Below are 22,658 nucleotides of genomic sequence, written 5' to 3'. Positions count from 1 at the left end.
TCTGTTGCCTCATCAGCACACCGGATAACGTGCGGAGCCAGGAGCCCATCAAGCGGTCAACTCGGTCAACTTCGTTGCGGAGCTCGTCTTCGACCTTCACGAAGGGGCAGCATGGGATGGGCGGAGGCGCGCAGCGACGCGGGGGTGAACCGCTGAATGAGCCGACGACCAGAAGGACCGAACCCGCGGCTTTCCGCGTGCTTGGACGAACTGGGGTGGAGCCCCAAAGCCCCTCGAAGACCCGCTTCTGGACTGGTTTCTCCAACGCCGCGAACTCCAGCAGGAAGTCCCGGTGCATCCCCAGCGTCGCCATCCGCGCCCCTCCAGAAGACTTCGATCACGTTACTGACCGGCTCCCCTTCGCGAGCTGGATCGCCTCGATCGCCGTCCGACTGCGGCGTGGGTCAGTTGACTCGGCGGTTGCCGGGCGGAACCTCGCTCCGGTGCATCCCCACGACGACGGAGCCCGGCCCGCTGGCGGACAGGCTCACGCGTATCAGGTCGATGACGTAGTCCCACCCGGTGCCGCGCGTGCCGATCCATCCGTCCCTGAGCAGCGTGGTGAAGGTGGTGTTGTTCAGGTACCGGGGAACCGACCCCTCGACGATGCGTGTCCCGCCAGACGGCCCCTCGGCCTCGGGGCGTTGAAGCAGTTCCTGGAAGTGCTCCCGCGTCAGATACATGCCGGGGATGAGGGCGGCGGAGTTCATCATGAAGGGAGTGGTTCGGCACAGTTTGACCATGCTGGGCGTGGGGACCAGGCGTGGATCTCCCAGCGTCGTCGGCCCCTCCTGTCTGGTCCGAGCCCACTCGTCCTCGGCCTTGCACTCTTCGTCGACGGTCTCCATCCGCTTCAACTCCCTCTCGCCGGTGGCGTCGTGCCAGTACACCCAGCCGGGCCCGCTCTGACGCATCCGCTTGTACTGGACCATGGCCACGCTGCGGGCGTACTCGTTCACGTAGATCATGTCGACGCCCATGACGGTCTCGGCGTTCGTGCGGTTGGCGTTGTACACGAACAACCGATGGCGGGATTCGGAGTTACGACGGTAGATCCGCCAGCCGACCTGCACGGCGTCCTCGCCCTCCATGCCAGGGAAGCGCAGGTAGTCGTGGGCGATCTGCTGGTCCTCGATCTGCCGGAGAGCGGGCAGCCCTTCGATGAAGGGGACGGACCGGGAGCGGGGATCATCCCCGCTGAGTGGTTGTTGCCACGCCTCGAGCGGATCGCGGTCCGCGCCGAACGTCTCCATGACGGTGCCCACGGCGTCCTTCTCAAGGCTCCGCTGTTCTCCCTCCCGACCTGTCGGAGGATTGGCCCCCAGGCTGTTCTCCAGGTCGTCCAGCGTCTCGTTCAGTTCCGGCCGCAGATGCCGGATGGCGGCGAGCAGGTTGTCGCCGGCCGCGGGAGACAAACGACCGTCGTCCTTGAGGAATCGGCGGCTGGCCCCCATTGCGCCCTCAAGGTCGACGAGCGGCAGCGGAACTTGGAGCGTGGTGAAGTCGCGGGCGAGCAAGGAGCGTTCGTAGGTACCCGACCGCCTGCCCGGGAAGACGCCGCCCACCCCGATGATCCTGCGCTGCTCATAGCGGGTGTGACGGTCCGTGAAGAAGGCGAGACACCACACACGCGGCTTTCTCCAGTCCTTGTACGGGTACGCGAAGGTCCGCTCACCGCGGGTCAGCCATGCCGGAGGCTTCTCGGGGAGCCGCTCCGTCATCAGCGCGGTGCTGTGCACCCAGAGCGACCGTTACCATCTGTGACCCCCTGTATCGTGTGAAACTGGAGGCTCAATTGTTGGCCAGGTTCCGGCCATCGGAGCGCAGGGACCGTCAATCGGTCAGGTGAATGGCGATGATTCGATGGTGACGGGACCTCATCAGACGCCTGGCCACCGCGCGAGAACCCCGCGGCGCTGCAGCTCCCTTATGTGGTCCGCTATCCGTCCCGGCATGGGACCGCCGTTCAGCACGACGCCCGCTTCGATGTTGCGCTCGGCGCCCGCCGCCGTGAGGTTGGCGCTGGAGAGGAAGAGGATCCGGTCGTCGGCCACCGCCAGTTTCGCGTGCAACCGGCTTCCGGGAGTGGGGCGTTGACCCGTCGGCCAGTGCCAGAGCCGCAGGCCCGGTATACGGGAGAAGGCATCGGCCGGCTCACGCCCGGAGAGTAGCCCGCCCGCGCCTTCCAGCGTCTCCACAACGATGTCCACTGTGACGCCCCGGGCCACGGCCTCGGTCAGCGCTGCGGTCAGCGGTGCGTACGAGGTCGGCGGGCGCCGCGTCATCTCCCAGCATCGCTTCCCATGGGGTGCTGGCCGGGAGCCCCCGTGGGTCGAGGTGTCAGGACTCAGCGGCCGAATCACGCCCCGGCCAATGCTTCGGTGGGGCGACGGCAGGGTCAGTAATCTGGAGGCGCTTCTGCCGGGTCGGGTCGATCGACGTCAGAGACACGAGACGCTGGCCGTCAGCCGCTTCGAGTTCGGACAGGGCATGGGGAAGAGCCGCGCACACGGTGGCAATCGCCGTTCCCAGGCCCACCAGGCCGCCGTGCTTGTTGTTCTGGCGGTACTCGATGCGGTGCAAGCCCGACTGTGCGAGGGCCGCCACTTCGAGTGGCCGGCTGAGCTGCTTGGTGTCGTTGGTGATGACGACCTCGAAGCCGTCGGCCTTGGCCTTGGCGTACAGCTCGATGTCCTTCGTGCCCGTCCAGCCCTTGAGGTCGTGGACGTGGACGACGTCATGCGCCTTCAGTAGGATCCGCACGATCTCGGCCATCGGCCGGGGCACATTCTCGTCGAGCAGCAGTTTCAAGCGACGGCCTGCCGGGGCTCGCTGGTGCCGTAGCTGTCGACGTACTCGCTGAAGTCGGCGGCGTCACGGGCGGCCTCAGCCGTCACGCCTGGGTAGAACTCACCGATCTGGTCTGGCGAGACGCCGTCCCTCACGAGGGCAGCGACGTCTGACGCGGGGATCCTGGTGCCTTGGATGACCGGTTCTCCGCCGCGGACTGACTCGTCGACCGCAACGTGCTCACGGGGGGTGAGCAGAGCGGGAATGCTGCGGCCGTCCTTATAGAAGGGAGCGAGAACATCCACCATCTGGTGGATGACCACGTTGCCCCCCTTGATGAGATCCACGGCGTGGTCGGGTTCGGCCAGATAGATGGTGTCCGGGCCCGCGACGAGTTTGTATGAGGAGAGGTGCTCCCACTCACCGAGGTCTTCCCGAAGCGTGTTCAGCGCACGGCGGATCTTCTGCAACGAAGCCTCTTCGCGCAGCTGCACACAGATGCGGAGTGCGACAACGTCACGGAACGAGTAGAGGATCGGCCTCTCGCTGGAGATCTCGGGCACGAGCACGGCGCCCTTCGGCCCCGCGGCTCGGCGCCAATGGGACAGCTGACGCAGCGTGGCGCCGGAAAGAGCCGCAGCGAGTTTGGGTTCGTACGACACCGCGTGCCTCCTTCCGCCCCCATCGATACCGGCCTGAACGTACCCCATTCTCCCGGAAGCCACTCGGTACAGAGCCCAAAGGGCCCACACAGGGTGGGCCTGGCCCGCTCACTTGCCTCACACGCCGCTGCCTCGGGAATCGCCACAGGCTGGCACACGTCCGTGGCATTTTCGGCCACTCACCGGCGGCGCCCGTGCGCGCCGCGTAACCTCGCGGGCATGGGGGCATCCGCATCCGGCGCAGCTCAGGACGCCGACGAGGAGGCGCGTCGGCGGCTCAACGCATACACGTACCTCAGCGCGCCAGAGCGGCTGGAGCACGTCGCGATCATGCGGGTCTTTTGCGGAACACTGCTGGCGGATCTTGCCGTCCCGGACATCATGGCCAAACTGCGCCAGGCCGGTGCTTCCGCCGCAGGACTCGACGCCGACACCCTCACGGTTCGGCTGGAACAGCTGGTCCAGTGGGGAAACCTGCTGCGCAGCAGCCACACGGTGAACGCGTCCAGCATCAGCGAGTACCAGCGTTCCCGCTCGCGCTACCAGCTGTCGAAACTGGGTGAGCGCATCCAGCGGGACGCCGACGGAGTCCTGGCCGAGGCCGACGCCGCCCGCGAAGTGAGCAACGAACTGCTGGCACTCGTCGAGCGCGGGCTGCGGGAGCTGGCCGGCCTCGTGACCGCACCGGGTGGCATCGAGCCGCAGGACGGACTGGAGCGGATCAGCACACTGTTTGTGCAGTTCACCGAGTTCGCGGACTCCATACGCGACTTCTACGCCTACCTCGGCCAGGTGCTGTCCCGCTACGACCTGGACAGCACCGAGTACCAGGGCTTCAAGGAGTTGCTCCTGGACTACGTCGAGGCGATCACGGAGGACGTGGCGTTCCGCGCGCCCCGGATCTCGGCGGCTCTGGACACCCTGTGGCCGCACATCCCGGCTCTGCTGGAGCGGCTGGACGCCCACGCCCAGGGGCTCACCGGACTCTCAGCGCAGGGCGAAAGCCGCTTGGGGGTGCGGATCCAGCGCAGCCGGGGCCGCGAGCTCGCGGATTGGGAGGGCCTGCGCGGCTGGTTCAGCGATACCGACGGTCAAGGCAGCCAGGTAGACCAGCTGCGGGACGCCACCCTGCGCGCGTTGCAGTCGCTGCTCGCCAACGCCAAGCGGATGTTGCGGTCGGCTACCGGGGAGATGTCCCGGCGCAAGGATCTGCTGCGGCTTGCCCGCTGGTTCGACGAAGCGGCGCCGCAGGACGCACACGACATGGCCGTCGCCGCCTTCGGGCTGTACGGCGCCCGCCATCTGGGCATACCTCCGGCCACCGACGAGGTGGTGCCCGCCTACACGAGCTGGTGGACCGGGCCGGTGGTCGAGGTGCCCGTGGCCTTGCGTGAAAGAGGCAGCCGCGCCCAGCGGGGCCGGACGTCGGCGGTAGAGGACCACTCCGCGCAGAAACAGCGACTGCGAGAGGTCGCCCGTCAACGGGCGGTGGCCAGGGCAGCAGCGGCGGACGAGCTACGCAGCGCGTCCGGCCGGTTCGCCGAGGTACGCCTCACGTCAGCGGCGCTCGGCCTGCTCCTGGAGCTGCTGGCCACGGCACTTGGAAACGCACAGCTCAGCAGGCGCGTCAACGCAGACGGGGAGAGGACGGTGGGGTTCGATCTCGACTCGGCCAGCAGTGAAGACGCCGAACTGCGCATCCGGCTCATCGTGCGCCGGACGACGGGCACCCAGACAGTGCTGCACTCGGCCGATGGCGACCTGCTGCTGGACGACCTGGAGCTCGACGTCAATCGCACCTCCGCCGCGGTCGACGGCGAAGCGGAGGCGAGCGTGTCATGACCCTCCCCTCGACCCACGACGTGGCCCTGGCCGCCGAGCGCCGAACCGCCGCCCGGCTGCTGCTCGCCTACCCCCTCGTCGCGTCGAATGGCCCCCACGCCGATCTCTTCCCGCTGATCCGCAGGCACGCCGACTGGCTGGGCAAACGGTTCCAGCAGGTGCTTGGCTACCGCCTGCTGGTCGACAGCTCCTACGCCCGGCTGTTCAAGGCGGGGCTGGGTGCGGGCTCGGGTCACCGGCTGGAACGCTCCACCGGCACGCCCTTCACCCCACACACGTACGCCTGCCTCGCGCTGGCGCTGTCCGTGCTGGTGACCGCGCCCGAGCAAATGCTGCTGTCACACCTGGTCGCCGATATCAGGGCCGCCGCAGCCGACGCCGGGATCGAGCTGGAGGAAACGGGCCGGGCGGCCGGGAAGCGGACCCTGGTCGCGGCTCTGCGCCAGCTCGTCGATTGGGGCGTGCTCATCGAGACCGAGGGCCATGTGGCTGCGCTTGCGCAGGAGGCTGGCGGAGAAGCCCTGATCACAATAGATCGGGAGCTGGCACGCGTGGTCGTCGCCGGCCCGCTCTCCCAAGCACGGGACAGCGCCGACCTGGTCCGGCGGGCAGCGGACCCGGGCTTCGGCGGACCACGCACCTACGTGCGCCGGATGCTCGTCGAGACACCCGTCGTCCACCTCGACGAGCTGACCGACGCTGAGCGTGACTGGCTGCGCACCCGGCAGCGCCGGGAAGCCCAAGCTTTCTCCGAACTCCTGGGCCTGGAGATGGAGATTCGCGCCGAGGGCGTGGCGCTGGTGGACCCCGAGGAGGAGCTGACGGATCTGCACCTGCCGGGCACTGGGACCGTCGCACAGGCCGCCCTGCTGCTGGCGGAACGGCTCGTGGAACAGCTTCGGCCGCAGGAGCCGGGGCATCCGGCGACCGGCGGGACGCTCGTGATCGGGGTGGCTGTCCCGGACGGCTTGGTGGACGAGGTGCTGGCCGGGCTGATCGCCGGGTACGGGCAGCGCAGCAACTGGCAACGCGGCTACATCGAGGACCTTCCCTCCCTGCGAGAGGCCGCGCTGGACCTGCTGGTCCGCATGCGGCTGATGGCGCACGCCGGGCGGCTGCGCGCCGAGGGAGAAGGGCTGCCGGAGGGATACGTCGAAGAGGCGCCGGAAGGACGCACGGTGACCGATGTCCATGGCGCACGGCCCGGCGGCTACGGCTGGGTGCTCCTGGCCGCGGCGGCCCGCTACGCCACCCACGTCACCGTGCGCCCGGCCACCGAAGCCAGCAAAGGCACGGACGTCCAAGAGGAGTTGCCGCTATGACCACCGACGCGCGTGGCCATGTTCCGCTGCCGCGCTCCGGCCCTGCGACGATCACCAGCCCCCGATTCCGGCTGCACCGCGCGGGCATCCAGAACGTCTGGCAGTACGACGAGCAGGAGTTCTCCTTCGGCGACGGACGGCTGCTGCTGCGCGGCAAGAACGGCGCGGGCAAGTCCAAGGCCCTGGAGATGCTGCTCCCGTATCTTCTGGACGGCGACTCCCGGGCACTGGACGCGACAGGCACCGGCCGCACCACCCTCGCCTGGCTGATGCTGGACGGATTCGAGCAGACCAACCGTCTCGGGTACCTGTGGGTGGAGTTCCAGGGCACGGCCGACGACGGCGGTCAGCGCCACCTGACGCTCGGTGCCGCCATCCGCGCCTCGAAGTCGACGCAGAAGGTGCTGCCGACGTTCTTCGTCACCCCGCTGCGGGTCGGTGAGGACCTGCACCTGGTCGAGGCCGGCAGGCCGCTGCCGGTCGACCGACTCAAGGAGATCATCGGCTCCGACAACGCGACCGAGCGTGGGGTCCTGCATCGTGCCCGCGTGGCAAGGGAACTGTTCGGTATCACTGACGCAACGCGCTACCGCAACCTCACCCAGCTCCTCCATCGGCTGCGGCGCCCGACGGTCGGGGACCGCATCGAACACGGGGGCCTGGCCTCCCTGCTCAGCGAGACCCTGCCGGGGCTCGACGAGGATGTCGTCGAGAAGGTGGCGCGCAACCTCCACGACCTCGACGCAGTACGGGACGAACTTGGCCGCCTGGAACGCACCGACGCTGCTTTGCGCACGTTCCTCACCGCTTACCGCGGCTACCTGTCCGGCGTCCTGCGCACCTCCGCCCAGAAAGTGAGCCACGAGCTGGGCGTCCTCACGCAGCGGCGCCGGGCGGCCGGAGACGCCGCACAGCGGACGAGCGACCTGAGGACGCAGGAGGAGGAGTCGGCGGGCCGACTGGAGACCCTGCGCGAGGAGGAACAGGTCGCCCGGACCGACTTGGCCGCCCTGCACGCCAGTCACGCCTACCGCAGCCTGCGTGAACTGTCGGAACGCCGCGGCACGGTGGAGGCGCTGCACACCGCCGCCATGGCCGCGTTCACCACTCTGCGGAACGCCCACGACGCGGAGGAGAACTCGGCGGAGCGACTGGCCGAGGGTGTCGAACACCTCGGAAGCCGGCTGGCCGAGTTGGGAACCGAACACCGGGAGCTGCTGACGCAGGCGGAGAAGGCCGGGCTTCCCACCGGCCATCTCGGCGAGGCGGTGGCTCTGCCGCGCACGGTTCTGACCCAGGCCACCGAGACTGAACTGACGACTCCGGACGGGGAGACGCGCACCGTACGGCACCGGTCGGTGGCCCGCGTGGACACGGTCACTACGCAGGAAGGGCTGCGGTCCTGGCAGAACCAGTTGGAGGACGCCGAGGCGGTCGCGAGAAACCGGGCCCGGATGGTTACGGAGGTGGGCCGCCTCGTCTCACGCGCGGACGAGGCTCGGGCCGGGGCAGCTCAGGCCGATGCTGAGCGGGAACGGCTGGAGAGCGAGGCGGAAGAGGCCGCCGGCCATCTCGACGTTAGCCGCCAGAAGGTCGCCGAGGAAAGCGGCGCCTACGCCCGCCGAGTCGCCGAGTGGGCGGCGCAAACGGGGACTGCGCTGGGTCCCGACTGCCCGCCGCTGGATGCCGTCCACATGTCGGTCGGCTGCGAGACCTCCGCGGACGTGCCGTTCGCTGACCGCACGCTGCCTCCTGACATCGATAGCCAGGCGTGGCGGACCGCTCAGGCCGCGTTGGAGCCGTACGGCGAGGAACTCATCGGACGCAGGGACGGCTTGGCACTCGGCGTCAGCCAGCTCGGCGAGGAACTCGACCGCCTGGCGAAGCAGAAACGGGACTGGGAGCAACGTACCGACCCCGAGCCGCCCGCCCCGCACCATCGCGCCGCGGCGAGGACGCCGGGCAGCGGAGCACCCTTCTACCGGCTCGTGGACTTCGCGGATGACCTGGCCCCGGCCCACCGAGCCGGTCTGGAAGGGGCACTGGAGGCGAGCGGAATCCTGGACGCGTGGGTGAGCGCGGACGGCGTCCTTCTCGATCCGCGCACCCGGGACACTCTTCTCCAGCCAGGTCCTGTGATGTCCGACAGGCCGACTCTCGCCTCAGCCCTGCGCCCAGCCCCTGAACCAGGTTGCGGCGTCACGCCCGAGCAGGTGGAGGGTCTCCTGGCCACCATCGCACTCGCATCACCACAGGAGCCCTCCGTTCATAACGCGGTTTTCTACGACGGAAGTTGGCGTCTGGGCGTACTCAGCGGCCGTCACGACAAGGGCGACACCGAGTACGTGGGAGCCGCCGTACGCGCCGAGACCCGGCGGCGCATCCTCGCCGAACTGGAGGAGCGGATCGCGCAGACGGAACAGCAGCTGGCCGATGTCCGCGAGGAGCTCGCCGTAGCCGATGCCATACGACGGGCCCTCACGCTCGCGGAGCGGGGCTTCCCCAGGGCACGGAATCTCGCGGACGCATGGAGCAGGACCGAATCAGCGGAGAGGACGCTGCGCGACCTGACCGCCAAGGCGACCCGGGCGGCACGGCTGGCCGAGGAGGCCCGCGCGCTCGCAGTAGCAGCGCATGCCAAGGCGGATGCCACCGCGACCGCCCACGACCTGCCCGGCGACCCCGCCGCCCTGGACCGCGTACGCACCGCGCTTGCCGCCCTGCTCAGCGGTATCGGGCATCTACGCAGGGCCGTCGGCGGCACCGGCGAGCGGCTGGGGACGAGCCACGCCGATGCCGACCGGTACGGACGTGCCCGCGAGGACCGCCTGACTGCGGACGAGAGCTACCGGCTCCACCTCACCGGGCTGCGCACCGCAGAGCAGGACCTACGCACCCGCGAGGAGGCCATCGGGTCGTCCGAGGACGAGATCCTCGCCCGAGAGCAAGAGACCAAGCAGCGCATCGCGAACGCCGTGCACGCCCTCCCCGCGACACAACGAGCCCGCGACGAATTCCACGACCTGCGCGTGCGCGCGGAAGAGGACGAGAAACGCCTGCGCGGGAACCTGGCGGACCAGGAGACGGCGGTCATCGACACCGGCAGCGCTCTTCGCGGCGCTCTCGGCCGACCCGAGGTGGTACGCGGCGCCGGGCTGGACCGGTCCTCGCTGCCCGAGTACGTGTCGGACGATCCCGGCGCGGACGGCCGCACCCGTCTGCGCGCACTGCGGGCGCTCGCCGACGCTGTGGAACAGGCCCTCGGGCGCCCGAAGGGCGAGGTGTCGGACAGCACCCTCCTCAACCGCCACACGGAGCTGCGCGACCAACTGGCAGGGGGCTTCGACGCGCAGCTGGAGGAACGCGACGGGATCAAGGTGTGCCGCCTGGTCGACGACCACGGGTCGCATGACGTCGCAAGCGTGGGCGAGCGGATCGCGGTCCAGGCCGCGGAGGCCCGGGGACGGCTCACCGAGCGCGAGCGTGAGGTGTTCCAGCGGTTCCTGACCGGTGAGCTCGGCGACCACCTCTCGGCACAGGTCATCACCGCGGCAAACCTGGTCGCGGCTCTCAACGACACCCTGCGGACCGTACGCACATCCCACGGTCTCGGTGTCGAGCTGCTGTGGAAGCTGGACGAGGACGTGGACGCGGACGTGCGCGCGGCCGTCGAGCTGCTGCGCAGTCCGTCGGGCCTCAGGACGCGCGAACAGACCGAGCAACTCCGCGAGGTACTGCAACGGCGGATCGAAGACGCCCGTCGTGCCGACCCGTCAGCCGGTTACGCCGCGCATCTGCGGACCGCGCTGGACTACCGCGACTGGTTCCGTTTCCACACCTTCGTGGTCGAGGACGCGGCCCCGGGCCGCCGTCGGAAACTGACCGGGCGGACCGGTCTCAGCCAGGGCGAGCAGCGGGTGCTCTCCTACCTCGTGCTTTTCGCTGCGGCTGCCGCCCACTTCACCAGCCTCGCCGAGTCGGCACCGCACGCGCCGCGGCTGATCCTCCTGGACGATGCCTTCGCCAAGGTCGACGAACCTACCCACGGCCGTCTGGGCCGTATCCTCGTCGACCTCGATCTCGACTTCGTCCTCACCAGCGAGCGGCTGATGGGCAACTGGCCCGAGGTCCCGTCCCTGCACATCTACGAATGCCTCCGTGACCCCCATGTGCGCGGGGTCGCCACACTGCACTACACCTGGAACGGTCGGCACCGGCGCCTGGTGTCCGTATGAGCGGGCTCCCCTCCGCAACGCGCGACTGGCTGACGGGACCTGGACTCACCCGGCTCTGGGAGGGGGTACGTAAACGCCTGGAGAGCAACGGCGTGCAGGCCACGGGTTCGCTCCGACTGACCGTGGTGAACGCCCGGGAACGCAACGACCTGTCTCTCCTTCTGGGCAAGCCCCTCACAGGTGCCGCCGTGACCGTACGGCTCGACGTGCTCGACGCACGGCTACGCGCCTCGGCCGCCGGACTCGGCCTCAGACAGACCCTGGAGGAAATCGGCCCGCCACTCTCCGACCGCCGTGCCGCCCGTGCGGACGTGGCGGCGCGGCGGGAACAGGTGTGGTCGTCCCTCGCTTCGTCACTGGACACTTCCCCGCTCGCCGACCAGGAATGGCCCCGGCAGTGGTACGACCTGCTGCGTCGTACCGGCGTTCCGAAAGGAGTGACGCCCGAAGCGGCGGTGCGGACACTCCAGCAAGCGGTCCGAGTCCTCACCACTCTCCTCGGACCTGAGCGGAGCGGCGCACTCGGCCGAGGAGAACTCGCCGCCATGGCGACCGGCTCCGCGCACGGCCTGGACGACGGCACCTGGCTCGCACGCCTCGTCCAACGCGGCGTCTCCCTCGCCCACGGCACCGAGTTCCCCGGCGACGCAGCCGGCCGGCGCGCCCTGTGGCGGCTGGTGTCCGTCACACCGGACGAGGTCTCCAGCACCGTACTGGCGTACGGGCTGCGGCCCGACGGCGAGGGCTGGCGGGAACGCGCCCTACGGGAGCGGGCCGACCATCACGCCGAAACCCACCTCACACCACGCGACCTGCATGATCTTCAACTGCATCTCCCCGCCGGAACAATGATCCACATCTGTGAGAACCCGCGCGTGGTGGAAGCCGCGGCAGACGCGGCCTGCATCCAGCCCCTCGTGTGCACGTCCGGCAGCGCCGCCACGGTCGTCTTCACGCTTCTCGACACCCTCGCCGCCACAGGCTGCCGCTTCGCCTACCACGGCGACTTCGACTGGCCAGGGATCGCACTGGCCAACCGGGTCATCCGCCGCTACAAAGCCCTGCCATGGCGCATGAGCACCGCGGATTACGAACACCTGGCCGCTCGCAGTCAAGCCGAGGGCATCCCTCAACTGGCCCTCGATGGCGATCCGGTCAATGCGGACTGGGACCTGGATCTCGCCCCCGCCATGACCGCCCTCGGCGTCGCGCTCCACGAGGAAGCCACCCTCGACCAATTGGTGGACGACCTGTCCCGTCAGGCGTAGGTGCAGCGACGATCTGCCGACTTGATGTGGACCCAGAGATCTGGGAGCCGTGTGGGAGCCGATGCGCTCCCCGAGCCCCTGCGAGGCCACACCAGACTTGTCCATACCAACCATCTGACCAGCAACAACGCTAAACACCCAGCTAGCGATCTCGCTTCGACCGCATTCGGGCGAAGAGGGCGTGGGCTCAAAATCTCGCCCAGTCGGCTGGTCCTGATGCTTCCCTGCGAGCGTTTGAGGTACTTCGTTCGCTTGGGCCGGGGATCAGTGCGGCCGAACTCCGTCATGATGGCGACGCGCTGTGTATCACGGTGGGCCGGAGGCGGTCTGTGGCCAGGGCAGCGCGACCCTCTGCCGTGCCCGGTCAATGTCGGTGGTGACGACTTCTACCTCGTCGTCGACTTGAACGGGGCCCTGCAGTGAGTGCGGAGGCGCGCCGTTGCTGTTACTTCCTTTGTTGCGAGGCGTCGAGGATGCCCAGCATTAGGAGGGGAACGGGAAGTGTTTCGCCGCTGACGTAGTCGTGGGTTGCGTCAGGAAGATGCGCTTGTCTGCGAAGCCGGCTGGCGAGAGATTCTGCGGTGGTCTCATTGAGGGGCGTAGCACCTGCCAGGAGCGAAGCCAACTGAGCGGCTTCAGTATCGCTGGTCGTGGCTGCCTCAATGTGGGCAGCGAGGCTGTCTCGGGCCTGTTCGTCGCGGCGCAGTCTGCGCATGACGGCTCTTGTGAATTGCCGGTCGAAATTTCCTCGAAGCTTCTCGAGGAAGACGCCGTCGTGTGCAATGTGGCTGAGGAGGTCGGCTACTGGGGCTGCGGCGTATACAAGCGAGAAGTAGGTGGCCGGCGCCATGTCGAGCGGCTCGCCCCGCGAACGCATATCGGCCAGCATCGCCCAGTAGCGGCGCACCTCGTCGTCCTCGGGGAAGGCATCGGCGAGGGCTTCCAGCGCACTGGACTGGCTCGGAAGGCTGTCGTGCCACGGCGGTTGGGGAAGGCGTGCGTGCAGGCGCTCGCGGACGGCTTGCGGGTCCAGGCCGAGGGCCCAGTAGTCCGCCAGAAGGAGGTCGGCCATAGGGCGCCAAGAGGTGTGATCGGCGTCTGTGACTTGGCAGAGAGTATCCAACAGTCCCGCCTGGCCGTAGTGGGCACTGGCATGCCAGGCAAGAACCGTACCCCGGTTCAGGAGTGAGGGGTCTGCAGTGACGGCCTGAGCGAGGTCGGAGGCCAAGGCTGGCGCGCGGTCTGCAACCAAGGCGAGATAGGCCCACACGTTGCTGATGTCGGATTCCATGTCGACAGTGAGCCTGCTGACCGGTGAACCCCCGAACCGCGCGCGCAACGGTTCCCATTGGCGGGCAATTTCGTTGAGCAGCTGAAGGTCTGCTTTATGTCCGAAGCTCCCGAGCGTGACCTTAAGAGGATCGCCCCGGAAGTCGGTCAGATTGTCCAGGATATGGAGTTGTTCGGTCAGGAGGACACCGATCCATGCGGCGCGTTGGCGGCCCCAGTTCATAAATCCGGTGGTGGCAGCATGGAGGCGCAGGGAGTCCAGAGCTGTACACCATTCGCTCTCGGGAAGCGTGCCGCGTTGATGATCGCGGGCAAGGTGTGTGTGGTGGGCTGCGGATGCCGAGGAGCGGGCTAGGTCGTTGCTTTCCAGCACCCAGTGTCGCGTGAGGCCCCGAATGGTGGCGCTGCTTGTGGCGGCGTCCCGCAGAAGTGCGGTGAGGGTGATGCGGGCGGGGGTAGGGAGGGCGGGGTGGACGGCGTGGAGGGTGTCGAGGACGGCTTCGATTACGGCGGGGTCGTGTCGGTAGCTGTAGAGGATCGCGGTTAGAGGCGGCTGGGGCGTCTTCAGCAGGTCCGTGGTCCGTTGCCGAGCAGGTACGCTAGCTGGCAGGCGGACGATGACTTCCTGGTCAGCCCCCTCCGACAGCCACGGGTGTTTGAAACGGTCCAATGCCCCCAGGCATGCGGCGGCGATACGGTCCGCTTCTGGACCTCGCGTGATGGCCAGTTCGTCGCAAGCATCCATGATCGCGATGGTCACGATGTCGGGGCGGTGGTCGCGCCCGTCAGCGGGTGGATCAAGAAGGGGCAGGAGCAGTTCAAGCGCTTCTCTTGGCCCCAATACGGGCACCGCGGCTCGGGCGACCCAGGAAGCGGTAGAGGTGGCTGTGCCGAGTGAGGTCCGCAGCGTGTCGGTGACCTCGACGTCGTGGAGCCAGTGTGCACACAGGGCGGCGACGGCCCACTGGGGCGTGCTACTGGTGGTCAACTGCTTCAACAGCGTGCGTCTCATGACGGGGCCTTGGTCGATGGCAGCCAAGGAGGGCAGCCACTGGTCCAGTGGCGGCCTGTCCCGTGCGGTGAGCATTCCCTCCACGGCCTCAGCCACCTGTTCGTGACCAGCGTAGATTTGCCCGAATAGTCGCTCCCCCCACATGCTGGGCGCGTAGTGCTCGGTGCGGAGCATGGTGCACATGTAGTCCACTGTCAGTTGGTCGTGGCCGAACCCGCACAGCAGGACCTGCCAAGCCAAGTAGCGGTCCCCCATTCTGGGACCGCCCATCCGAAGGATGTCCAGACAAGAGCGTTGGACGGATGCCCGCGCCTGCTCGTCCTCTGCGATGGCAGCCAGGAGGGCGTCGGTGAGCAGGTCTCTCCATAGATCGTTGCTGGCGTCGCCGGTATCGAGCTGGCCAACCAGCCACTGCCTTTCCTGTGCTGTCAGGGCTGACAAACCGACGAGCCGGGCCTGCAGCGGCTGATTGGTGGTGGCCCCTCCGCACAGCACGCCCAGAGCGGCGCCGATACCTACCAGCTTCGGTTCAGATGGCCGCTGGCCGCGCGCGTGCGCGATGGATGCGACAACACGGTCGTCGTGCGGCCACCCCAGGGCCAGGTGCCTCAGGACCACGGCGCCATGCTGGGCGGTCGGGGCTTTGGCAGCGGCTGCCAACAGAAGGTCACGCGCTTCGTCCCGATGCGGTCCCATCGCATGGCGGTCTACTAGAGCCCGAGCTGCCGCGTGTACTGCTTGCGGGTCCTCGTCGCGTAGGGCTGCAGCCAGTACGGGCCACAGCCGGCCATCCGGGCTGTGGTCACCATCCGCATGGCCGAGCTGGGCAAAAACCGCAGGGGGCAAGGGCTGGTAACACACTGTCCAGCGTTCGAGTCGGTCGTGGAGAAGATCAGCCACGGCTGGCTGCTCCAAGCCGGCCAGGGCAATTTTTAGCAGTCGCTGCCGCAGGGGAATATAGGGATGGCTATCAATGATTTCCAGGATGTCCTGGGCGTGGGCACGGGCGGTAGGTACGGGAAGCCGGAAATCACCGAACGCGATCTCGGCCAGTAGTTCCGCAGCGACCATACCTGCAGGCGATTCGGGAACCGCCGTCTGCGCCAGCGCCAGCACTGCACGGCTGATCTCGTGGGGCCGCAGCCGCCAAGCCATGGTGAGCAGAACTTCGCTCCAGCGCGGATCGCCAGCTCGTTCGGCAATCAGGCCTGGAACCTGGTCGGAGCCCGCGTAGTCCACCACGTACTCGGCTGCCAGCTGCTCCATCAGTGCCCGGTGAAAGAAGCCCAGTTCCTGGTGTCCTTGGCGGACTAGAACTCCCAGCTCTCCCTCGGCGATCTCGATGAATTGTTCGCTGGCGGCTGCGGCGGTACTAGCATCCTTTGCGCAGTACAGTGGATTGCGCAGCGCCTCGATGACGTCTTGGCGAACGCGCTGCTGTGGGATGGGGCCGAAGTCGCCGCGGCTCTGGTGAGTGAAGGCAACCTGTGCGAGGACTGCCCGCACTTCCGCAGATGAAAGTCCGTTCCGCTCCTGTGCTTGCGAGGCTGCTGATGCCCGTTGGGCGGGGTGGTCGCGCAGCAGTTGTTCAACAACGCGGTCGTAGACATCGAATCTCCGGTGCGGCAGTCGGATGCCGGACAGCCGTAGTCCGATCAGCAGGAGCAGGAACAGGGGCACCTGTGCGAGCTCGCGGAGTTCGGCGCCCCCTTGAACATCACGGGTGAACTCTTCCACTACTTGATCGACCACAGGGACGCTGTGCCGCCCTGCTACCGATGGATAGTTCTCTCCCAAAGCCATCTGCTCGCCATCAGATGCATGGGCGGCGCCAAACCAAATTCCCGCCAGCATGTGCTGCTGCTCAAGAGACAGCGGCGCCAACTCCGCCTTGTTCCAAACCCCTGACAGGCCGACCCGTGCCAGTCCGTAGGGACGGGTGGACACCAACGCCGGCAGACCACGCTGGTCCAGAAACGTCTCCAGTGCGATAACTGCACTGCGTGCTGAGGCCTCGGACTCCCATTCGTCCAGCCCGTCGACGATCAGCAGAAGTCGCTGGTCCTCAAGCGCCTTGCTGACCAGATCCCAGAGATCTGCGGCATCGTTATGCTCAAGCCACGCCTTCAGAGTTGACGACACGGAGGCTCGGTGGTCGCCGTAGGCGCGGCGTCGGGTGAAGAAGTGGAACGGAAGCCAGACAGGCAGCCGTCCACCGAACCGCGTGGTCCAGCCATCCAGGATCGGCCGGTCGGACAGCAGATCCAGCAGCGCGAAGCGTAGGAACGTACTTTTCCCGCTGCCTGGACCGCCGACCAGGAGGTGCCTTTCTGCAGAAGCCAGCCACGCATCGACATCAGTGCGCGCTGTAAAGTCAGCCGCCAATGCAGCGCTCCACCCTGTGGAACTGCCGACTACCCGCTGGGCAGGAAGGGGCGGGCTCGGGCTCCGCTCCCACGGCTCAGTGCTGGTGCCGATCGTCTCGAGTAGCTGAGACTGCTCGTGCCAGTGTCGAGGCGCCACGATGGGTGCTGATGCGACGGCAACTGGCACGTCAGTAGTCGCGGCGACGGGGGCCAGCACATCAGGTACGACGAAGCGTTCGGTGAACGGCACCCGGGGGGCGTCAGAGCGCTGCAATGCTGTCATCCCCGAGTCGGTGACCTCGAAGAACGCTGTATAGAACTCCCTGAGCCGTGTCCGCAATGCGGCAACCTGTCCGGCATCCAGGCGCTCCCCTAGCGTGTTGTTCGCATGTGGGACACAGAATCTGTCCACCCAGTTGCGGCCAAAGAAGTCGTCGACTACGCGTGGCTGATCCTTCAGCTGAGCTGACAGCTCCTCCGCGTCCCACACCTCGAACCCGATGCCCAGGGCGGTCAGCCGCTCTCGTTGAGTGCGAACCTCGTCAGCGAAGTCTCGATCCACTCCGGACAGGCTCACCGCGTACACGAACACCCGGGTAACGACCGCCCAGTCGCCTTCGAGGAAGTCCGTCACGGCCTTGAGAAGTTTGGCGCCGGTGAGCTTGGCGATGCGCCGCGACTGCAGACTCAAGTAGCAGCGCGTCCCGTCCGGCGACCACTCTTCCTGGGGCAGCCGCACATAGAGGTCGATGCCCTCCTGGTCCTGCCCGCGCGTTCCGTAGAGGCCAGCAGCAACGGCCTGGTGCTGACTCATCGTCCTACGCGGCGAATCTGCGGGGACATGGTCAACCGCGTGCCGCACCTGGCCCCTCGCGCGGGCCAGCCGAAGATTAAGCCTCTCGAAGTTCTCCCAGGCCAACCTCTCGAAAGGCAGGAGCTGCTCCCTGGTCTCGACAGGTGGTTCGACGTCCTGCTGGATGATGAGGGTCTGCAAGCGTGCAGGAACGGGGGCCCACGTGCCGGAGTCCTCCGGTACCGCTTTGGAAGCCGTTACTTCACCCGTCCGTGACTCACGTCTCATGTGCCCATCTTCGCCTACACCTCCCGGTCGCAGGCCGCGTCCGTCGAAGTGGTGTGGTGAGTTGGCCCTGATCTGAGCGCTTGCTCTGGCGTCCGGATTGGTGCCCGCATAGACGGACGGCCGCCGGCTTATCTTCTAAGCGTCTAGCCTCGAAGGAGATCGGCACGATGACCTCATCAGACAGTCTGCGCCTGCACGCCCTCACCGAGCACAACCTCGCCCCGGCGGCTCCGGATCTGCTGCGCGCAATGGTTAAGTCGTTCACCGACGCACAACCATGCAGGGGTTCGCTGGATGAATTGCGATGCGGCGGTGCACGAGGTCCACCGCTGGGGAGGCGCGGGACCCGGAGTAAGCTCTCTGGCCAGCGTAGCTGGACGGGCTCGCACGACGCCGGCGCCGTGCTGTAGCCGCCGATCGCGCCAGTACCCACACCGACTTCGTCACTCTCCCGCGCAGCCAGAGAACGGACAGTGCCACCGCCTCACCGCCCTCCTGGACGCCTTCAATGCTGGGTGAGCACAGTCGCACCAACGGCGCCGCCCGCCGGGCGTGCCTCGCAGTCCCGCTCACTGATGTCGCACCTCGACGGCACTAGAACAACCAGGGATCGGCGATCGAACCATCGATCTCCAGGCCATAGCGGCGGGCCTGCACGGCCTCCTCAACTCTCCCTTCGTCTTGCCAGAGAGCAGCAAGCGGGCTAGTGCCACCGCCAGCATCGGCCACCGCGCGGTGCGTGCGCTCGGCGTCGGCCGCGTTCCGGTGCCGCTCCATCATGGCCAGCCGCTCCTGCGCATAGGTGTCTCCTCGCTCTGCCGCGCGCCGATACAGAGCCTCGGCCTGGCTCGGGTCACGGGTCTGCTGGTGCCAGCCCGCCACCGCCCAGGTCTGCGGGTTCCGAAACTCAGCCAGTCGGCGCAGGATAGACTCTGCATCGCGCTCGTCGTCGCCGTACAGGCCCATCAGTAAGATGACCGCCGCGAACGTTCCGCCCGGCCAGTGCTTCTCCGCCGCGCCGAGCACGTCCCGATCAGCCAATTCAACTACTGTCCAGGCCAGCCGCTCGGCCTCGATCCGATCACCGTCCCGGTACCGTTCCATCGCCATCATTGCCAGTTCCAGCCCATCGCCGGTTTCCGCGAACGATCGTGCCAAGCGCTCGGCTTCTTCCCACTCATGAGCGCGGCACTTGAGCATCACCAATTCGCCCATGGCGTCCCGATCACCCGCCGATGCCCCCAACCGCAGGAGCCGTTCGCACTCCGGGAGATCGCCCGCTTCTCTGCTCAGTTCAGCCAGTAGGAAGGGTGCGGTCGGGTCTTCGAGGGCCACAGCCTCCGTCAACGCCGTTTGCGCCTCGGGGTCGGGGGACAGCACCACCGCTAGCGAGGTCAGCGCAGAGGCCCGCCCGGTGGTGGCCGCTTCCCTAATCAGCCGCTCGCTCTCATCAGGGTCGCCGACCTCGCTGAGTGTCCAGGCCAGGGCCAGCATCGGCTCTGGGTCTCCGCTCTGGAGGACTGATCGCGCGAGAGTCTCAGCCTCGTCGATCAGGCCCCGGTACGCCATCATCGTGACGATTGACTCCCAAGCCTGAACGTGCCCCCCATCCGCCGCGCGACGCAGCAGAGAGGTCGCCAGGCGCAGCCGCCCCCGGCGCTCTGCGGAGCTGGCCAGTTCGTACAGGTCGGCGGCGGTCGCCGCGTGGTGTTCAACTGCGTGCCAGAACGCGGCCGGCGGGAAGCACTCGCGCCGAGACGTCCGGGCGTAGTGGTCGAGATAGTCCGCCAAGCGGCTCACTCCCGACCTGGCCCCCATGCCGTGGTCGCGGGCAACGTCGGCGAGTGCCGCCGCCACATCTTTGATTCTGATCCGTGCGAAGGCCAACGCGGTCTCGAACCAGTCCGCCGGCGCTGCCGCGCGCTGAGCATCCGTCAGGTAGCCAGGTGCGGCCACTTTCAGTAGCACCAGCGGGAGCGGGGAGGCGTGGCCAAGTCGACGCGCGTCCATCGCGGCTGTGACAACGGCCTTGCCGTAGCAGTCCTGAGCTCCGTCCGCCTGCTCATACCATTGGACCAGAGCTGGGCCGCCTGCGAGGGTCTGGGTGATGGAACCATCCGGAGCGGTTCGCGCGGCGACGGCCAGGGAACCGTCCTCTGTCGCGTGCAGCCGCTGCAACGCCGAGCCGTCGAAGACAGCAGGAATGGAGATCACGCGCGCTGCCGCGAGCAGCGCTCTGGCCTGGGAGTGGCGGTCTGGGATGTCGGTCGGCCGATAAATCAATTCATGTCGGTGGCTCGGCCATAGGGTGGCGATGACCACTAACGGTCCGGGCTGCTCTAGCCTTCGGCGCAGGGCGGCCGCAGCGACCTCACCGTCGTTGCCGCCGAGTAGTTCCTGGGCCTCGTTGAGCCACAGCACGGTGCGTGGGCCGAGGACGTCGGCCGCGACCAACTGGTACAGGCTGTTGGCGTCTTTCGGATAAGCCAGCGACCAGTCGGCGAGGCAGGTCACAACCGCCTCGTATGCGGTGCGAGTCTTCCCCGTGCAACTGTACCCGCTCAGCACGAGCAGCACGGGGTCGTCTCCGGACGCTGCATCCTTTAAGAGGTTACGCAGCTCATGGTCGTGGCGGCGGAGGATGTACGTCGGGAGCACGAAGCCAGTCGTGGCAGTTCGCAGCGGATCGGCGATAGCCGCATGCACGCCGAGCCGCTGGGGCTGCCAACTGGCCAGCGGACGTGGCATGTCGAGGAGGACGACGCTGGGCTCTCCGTCGGAGAGTGCCGATCGTTGCCCAGTCCCGCCGGCCTGCCCGCCGCTCCGTTCGGCCACCGCGTCACCATAGCGACGGCGCCAGCGGGCGAGGTCGAAGAGGTGTCGCTCGTCGGGCAGCGGCTCCGCTCCTTGGTGCTTCGCCTCGGTACCGATCGCGCGCACCAGTCCGATCAGGTGCTCCATGGACGCCGGCAGGTTCCGTCCGAGGAGCCACCCGCCAACCGTCGAAGGTGACCCCACACCGGCACTGCGCGCGAGCCTGCGCAGACCTGGTACGGGCCTGAGCCTGCTGAGGCGCCATTCCCCCAGAGTCCGCAGGTCCGATCGGAACCGTTCATCAGCGGTGCCCGGCACACTACCCCCTGTCCGATCTGGTTCGCCTGGCCTTGGACGGCCCCTCGGCGTACGCCGGTGACCTCCCGCTCTCGGCTTCGACTGTACAAAAGGAGAATCCGGGTTCCGTACGGATCTGCCGGACAGCGAGAGTCCCGATCGCCCCGTTCTTCACGAAGGGATCCTCTCGTGCCACTCGCCGAAGCCGTACGGACCGATGCGGCCGTGCTCTCATCCCCAGGCGTCGTCGTCCTGGTCGTCTTCGTGCTGCTCTATCTGGGCGTTGTCCTGCCTGCCGTGTGGTCACGCCAGAGTTATCGTCGACAAGCGGCCACGCGGGTCCTGGAGCTGATGTTCGGCCAACTGCTCTTCGTGTTGAGCGTGCTGGCCGGTCTCCTCCGGCGCTGACCGACCTTGTTGACGCTGGTGGTGGCCCGGCGCCCAACCATTCCGATCCCTGACGGGCTCGACCCTGCGCACCACAGCCACCCTGACCACCGTACTGCCGACCACCACGCGCACCCGCTCAGCTGGCGATCGTTGTTGCCCGGGTTCGGAACAGGGTGAGGGCCTCGGTGAGGTTTCCGGGGCCGCATGCGGCGTGGAAGGTCTGCCCTGCGATCCAGGCGCGGAGCCAGTCCTGCGTGCTGCGGTTGATCTCATCGAGGTTGTACTCGTGTCCTTCCAGGTTCGTCTCCTCCAATCCGATCTCGATGGTCCAGCCGGGATTGTCGAGCGTGGCGATCTTCACGCCCCATGCGTTCTCCCAGTCGCTGTCGCACTGCTGCATTTACTGTGTTCCGAGTCGAGTGCCACTGCGGTGCAGCGGATGCTTCCGGCCAGGCCGCCGGCGGCCGCGACGAAATCGACGTTATGCTCGCGGCCCGAGCGGCCCATGCGTCCGCGGTGTACAGCTCGTGCGTCACCCAGCCATGGTGGAAGCCGACGTGTTCATGGTTCCCAGCGGGCGACCGGGGAATCCGTCGAGGATCACGCACACCTCGTGGCGTCACGTGACCTAGTTCATTGTTCCGGCACAGACGTCCAGGATTTGAAGCGTTGCGAGGAACTCTCGTGCCGCCGCCTCGTCCTCCGCGGGGCTGCTCATGGCAAGTACCCTCCCACGGCTGCTGCACGTCAGGCACGTGCCCCGAACCTGCTGGTGAACGCAGGCGCAGCGCCTCCCAAATGCGTGAGCGATGCGTGAGCGGACGTGTCGGCATTCGGCATTCACCGCCGGACCACGTGGCAACGGGAAGCCCGCTGACCTGCGGGTTTCGGAAATCCCGTCACCCGCCACCACCCACCAGCACGCCCCAAGCGGCCCTCGTAATGCGTAGGTCTCGGGTTCGAATCCCGAAGGCGGCTCCGTGAAAGGCCCAGGACTCACTCGCCGTGACCTGGGCCTTTTGCTTTATCGGATGCGGCGTCGACGCTGAGCGCGGGCCGATTTGCTGCCCGTAGTCTCAGTTCTAGTCTCAGTTGAGGGTGTGGGCTGGGGGAGGAACGTGTCTCCCATCCGGTGCATGGCGGCCTTGCTGAGGTGCGACCGCCCCTTGACGTACCGGCGCGTCTGGCTGATCTGCGTGTGCCGCAGAATCTCCATGATCGTCACCATGTCCACGCCCTTCGGCTTGCGGGGCATCGACCAGTGGCAGTACCCGCCGCGTGGGGAACGC

12 protein-coding genes and 1 pseudogene are annotated in these 22,658 nt (G+C 67.5%); 5 read left to right on the top strand and 8 right to left on the bottom strand.

Features of this window, described 5'->3' with window-relative positions:
- Positions 1–404: 404 nt before the first annotated feature.
- The 4 genes from AB0M29_RS20350 to AB0M29_RS20335 form a co-directional block, all read right to left on the bottom strand.
- On the bottom strand, positions 405–1,565 hold the full coding sequence (locus AB0M29_RS20350; protein ID WP_365384379.1) for a hypothetical protein: 1,161 nt from the start codon (positions 1,563–1,565) through the stop codon (positions 405–407).
- 315 nt (positions 1,566–1,880) lie between these two features.
- Positions 1,881–2,285 (bottom strand): DISARM system phospholipase D-like protein DrmC, encoded by a 405-nt coding sequence (gene drmC / locus AB0M29_RS20345; protein WP_365384377.1) that lies wholly within the window; start codon positions 2,283–2,285, stop codon positions 1,881–1,883.
- Positions 2,286–2,340: 55 nt separating this feature from the next.
- Positions 2,341–2,811, bottom strand: a complete 471-nt coding sequence (locus tag AB0M29_RS20340; protein WP_365384376.1) for a DUF5615 family PIN-like protein — start codon at positions 2,809–2,811, stop codon at positions 2,341–2,343.
- Positions 2,808–3,452, bottom strand: coding sequence for a DUF433 domain-containing protein (locus AB0M29_RS20335; RefSeq protein ID WP_365384375.1), 645 nt, complete (start codon positions 3,450–3,452; stop codon positions 2,808–2,810). Before AB0M29_RS20335 ends, AB0M29_RS20340 begins: the two co-directional genes overlap by 4 nt.
- A gap of 219 nt (positions 3,453–3,671) precedes the next feature.
- On the opposite strand from AB0M29_RS20335, the gene AB0M29_RS20330 reads away from it, so the two are divergent.
- Genes AB0M29_RS20330 through AB0M29_RS20315 form a run of 4 tightly spaced genes read left to right on the top strand, consistent with a single transcriptional unit; the run spans position 3,672 to position 12,119 of the window.
- Positions 3,672–5,294: a TIGR02677 family protein gene (locus tag AB0M29_RS20330; protein ID WP_365384373.1), complete on the top strand. Its 1,623-nt coding sequence runs from the start codon at positions 3,672–3,674 to the stop codon at positions 5,292–5,294.
- Complete coding sequence (locus AB0M29_RS20325) at positions 5,291–6,616, top strand: TIGR02678 family protein (protein ID WP_365384371.1); 1,326 nt, start codon at positions 5,291–5,293, stop codon at positions 6,614–6,616. Before AB0M29_RS20330 ends, AB0M29_RS20325 begins: the two co-directional genes overlap by 4 nt.
- Positions 6,613–10,851: a TIGR02680 family protein gene (locus AB0M29_RS20320; RefSeq protein WP_365384369.1), complete on the top strand. Its 4,239-nt coding sequence runs from the start codon at positions 6,613–6,615 to the stop codon at positions 10,849–10,851. Before AB0M29_RS20325 ends, AB0M29_RS20320 begins: the two co-directional genes overlap by 4 nt.
- On the top strand, positions 10,848–12,119 hold the full coding sequence (locus tag AB0M29_RS20315; protein WP_365384367.1) for a TIGR02679 family protein: 1,272 nt from the start codon (positions 10,848–10,850) through the stop codon (positions 12,117–12,119). Before AB0M29_RS20320 ends, AB0M29_RS20315 begins: the two co-directional genes overlap by 4 nt.
- A 445-nt stretch (positions 12,120–12,564) precedes the next feature.
- Here AB0M29_RS20315 and AB0M29_RS20310 read toward each other — a convergent pair whose 3' ends face one another.
- Complete coding sequence (locus tag AB0M29_RS20310; protein WP_365384365.1) at positions 12,565–17,781, bottom strand: NACHT domain-containing protein; 5,217 nt, start codon at positions 17,779–17,781, stop codon at positions 12,565–12,567.
- A gap of 681 nt (positions 17,782–18,462) precedes the next feature.
- Entirely contained in the window at positions 18,463–20,829 is a 2,367-nt protein-coding gene (locus AB0M29_RS20305; protein WP_365384363.1) for a hypothetical protein, read from the bottom strand.
- A gap of 339 nt (positions 20,830–21,168) precedes the next feature.
- Here AB0M29_RS20305 and AB0M29_RS20300 point away from each other — a divergent pair, with 339 nt between their 5' ends.
- Positions 21,169–21,387 carry a hypothetical protein gene (locus AB0M29_RS20300; protein ID WP_365384362.1) on the top strand — a complete coding sequence of 73 codons (219 nt, stop codon included), beginning with the start codon at positions 21,169–21,171 and terminating at the stop codon, positions 21,385–21,387.
- Between the two features lie 118 nt (positions 21,388–21,505).
- On the opposite strand, the gene AB0M29_RS20295 is transcribed toward AB0M29_RS20300, so the two are convergent.
- Positions 21,506–21,730 (bottom strand): Imm53 family immunity protein, encoded by a 225-nt coding sequence (locus AB0M29_RS20295; RefSeq protein WP_365384360.1) that lies wholly within the window; start codon positions 21,728–21,730, stop codon positions 21,506–21,508.
- A gap of 663 nt (positions 21,731–22,393) precedes the next feature.
- Positions 22,394–22,606 (bottom strand): annotated as a pseudogene (locus tag AB0M29_RS20290) (integrase); the annotation flags it as partial.
- Between the last annotated feature and the right edge of the window lie 52 nt (positions 22,607–22,658).

Source organism: Streptomyces sp. NPDC051976 (assembly GCF_040680795.1).
Taxonomy (GTDB): Bacteria; Actinomycetota; Actinomycetes; order Streptomycetales; family Streptomycetaceae; genus Actinacidiphila.
Note: the sequence above shows the minus strand (reverse complement) of the source record. Positions and strands in the feature narration are given on the sequence as shown.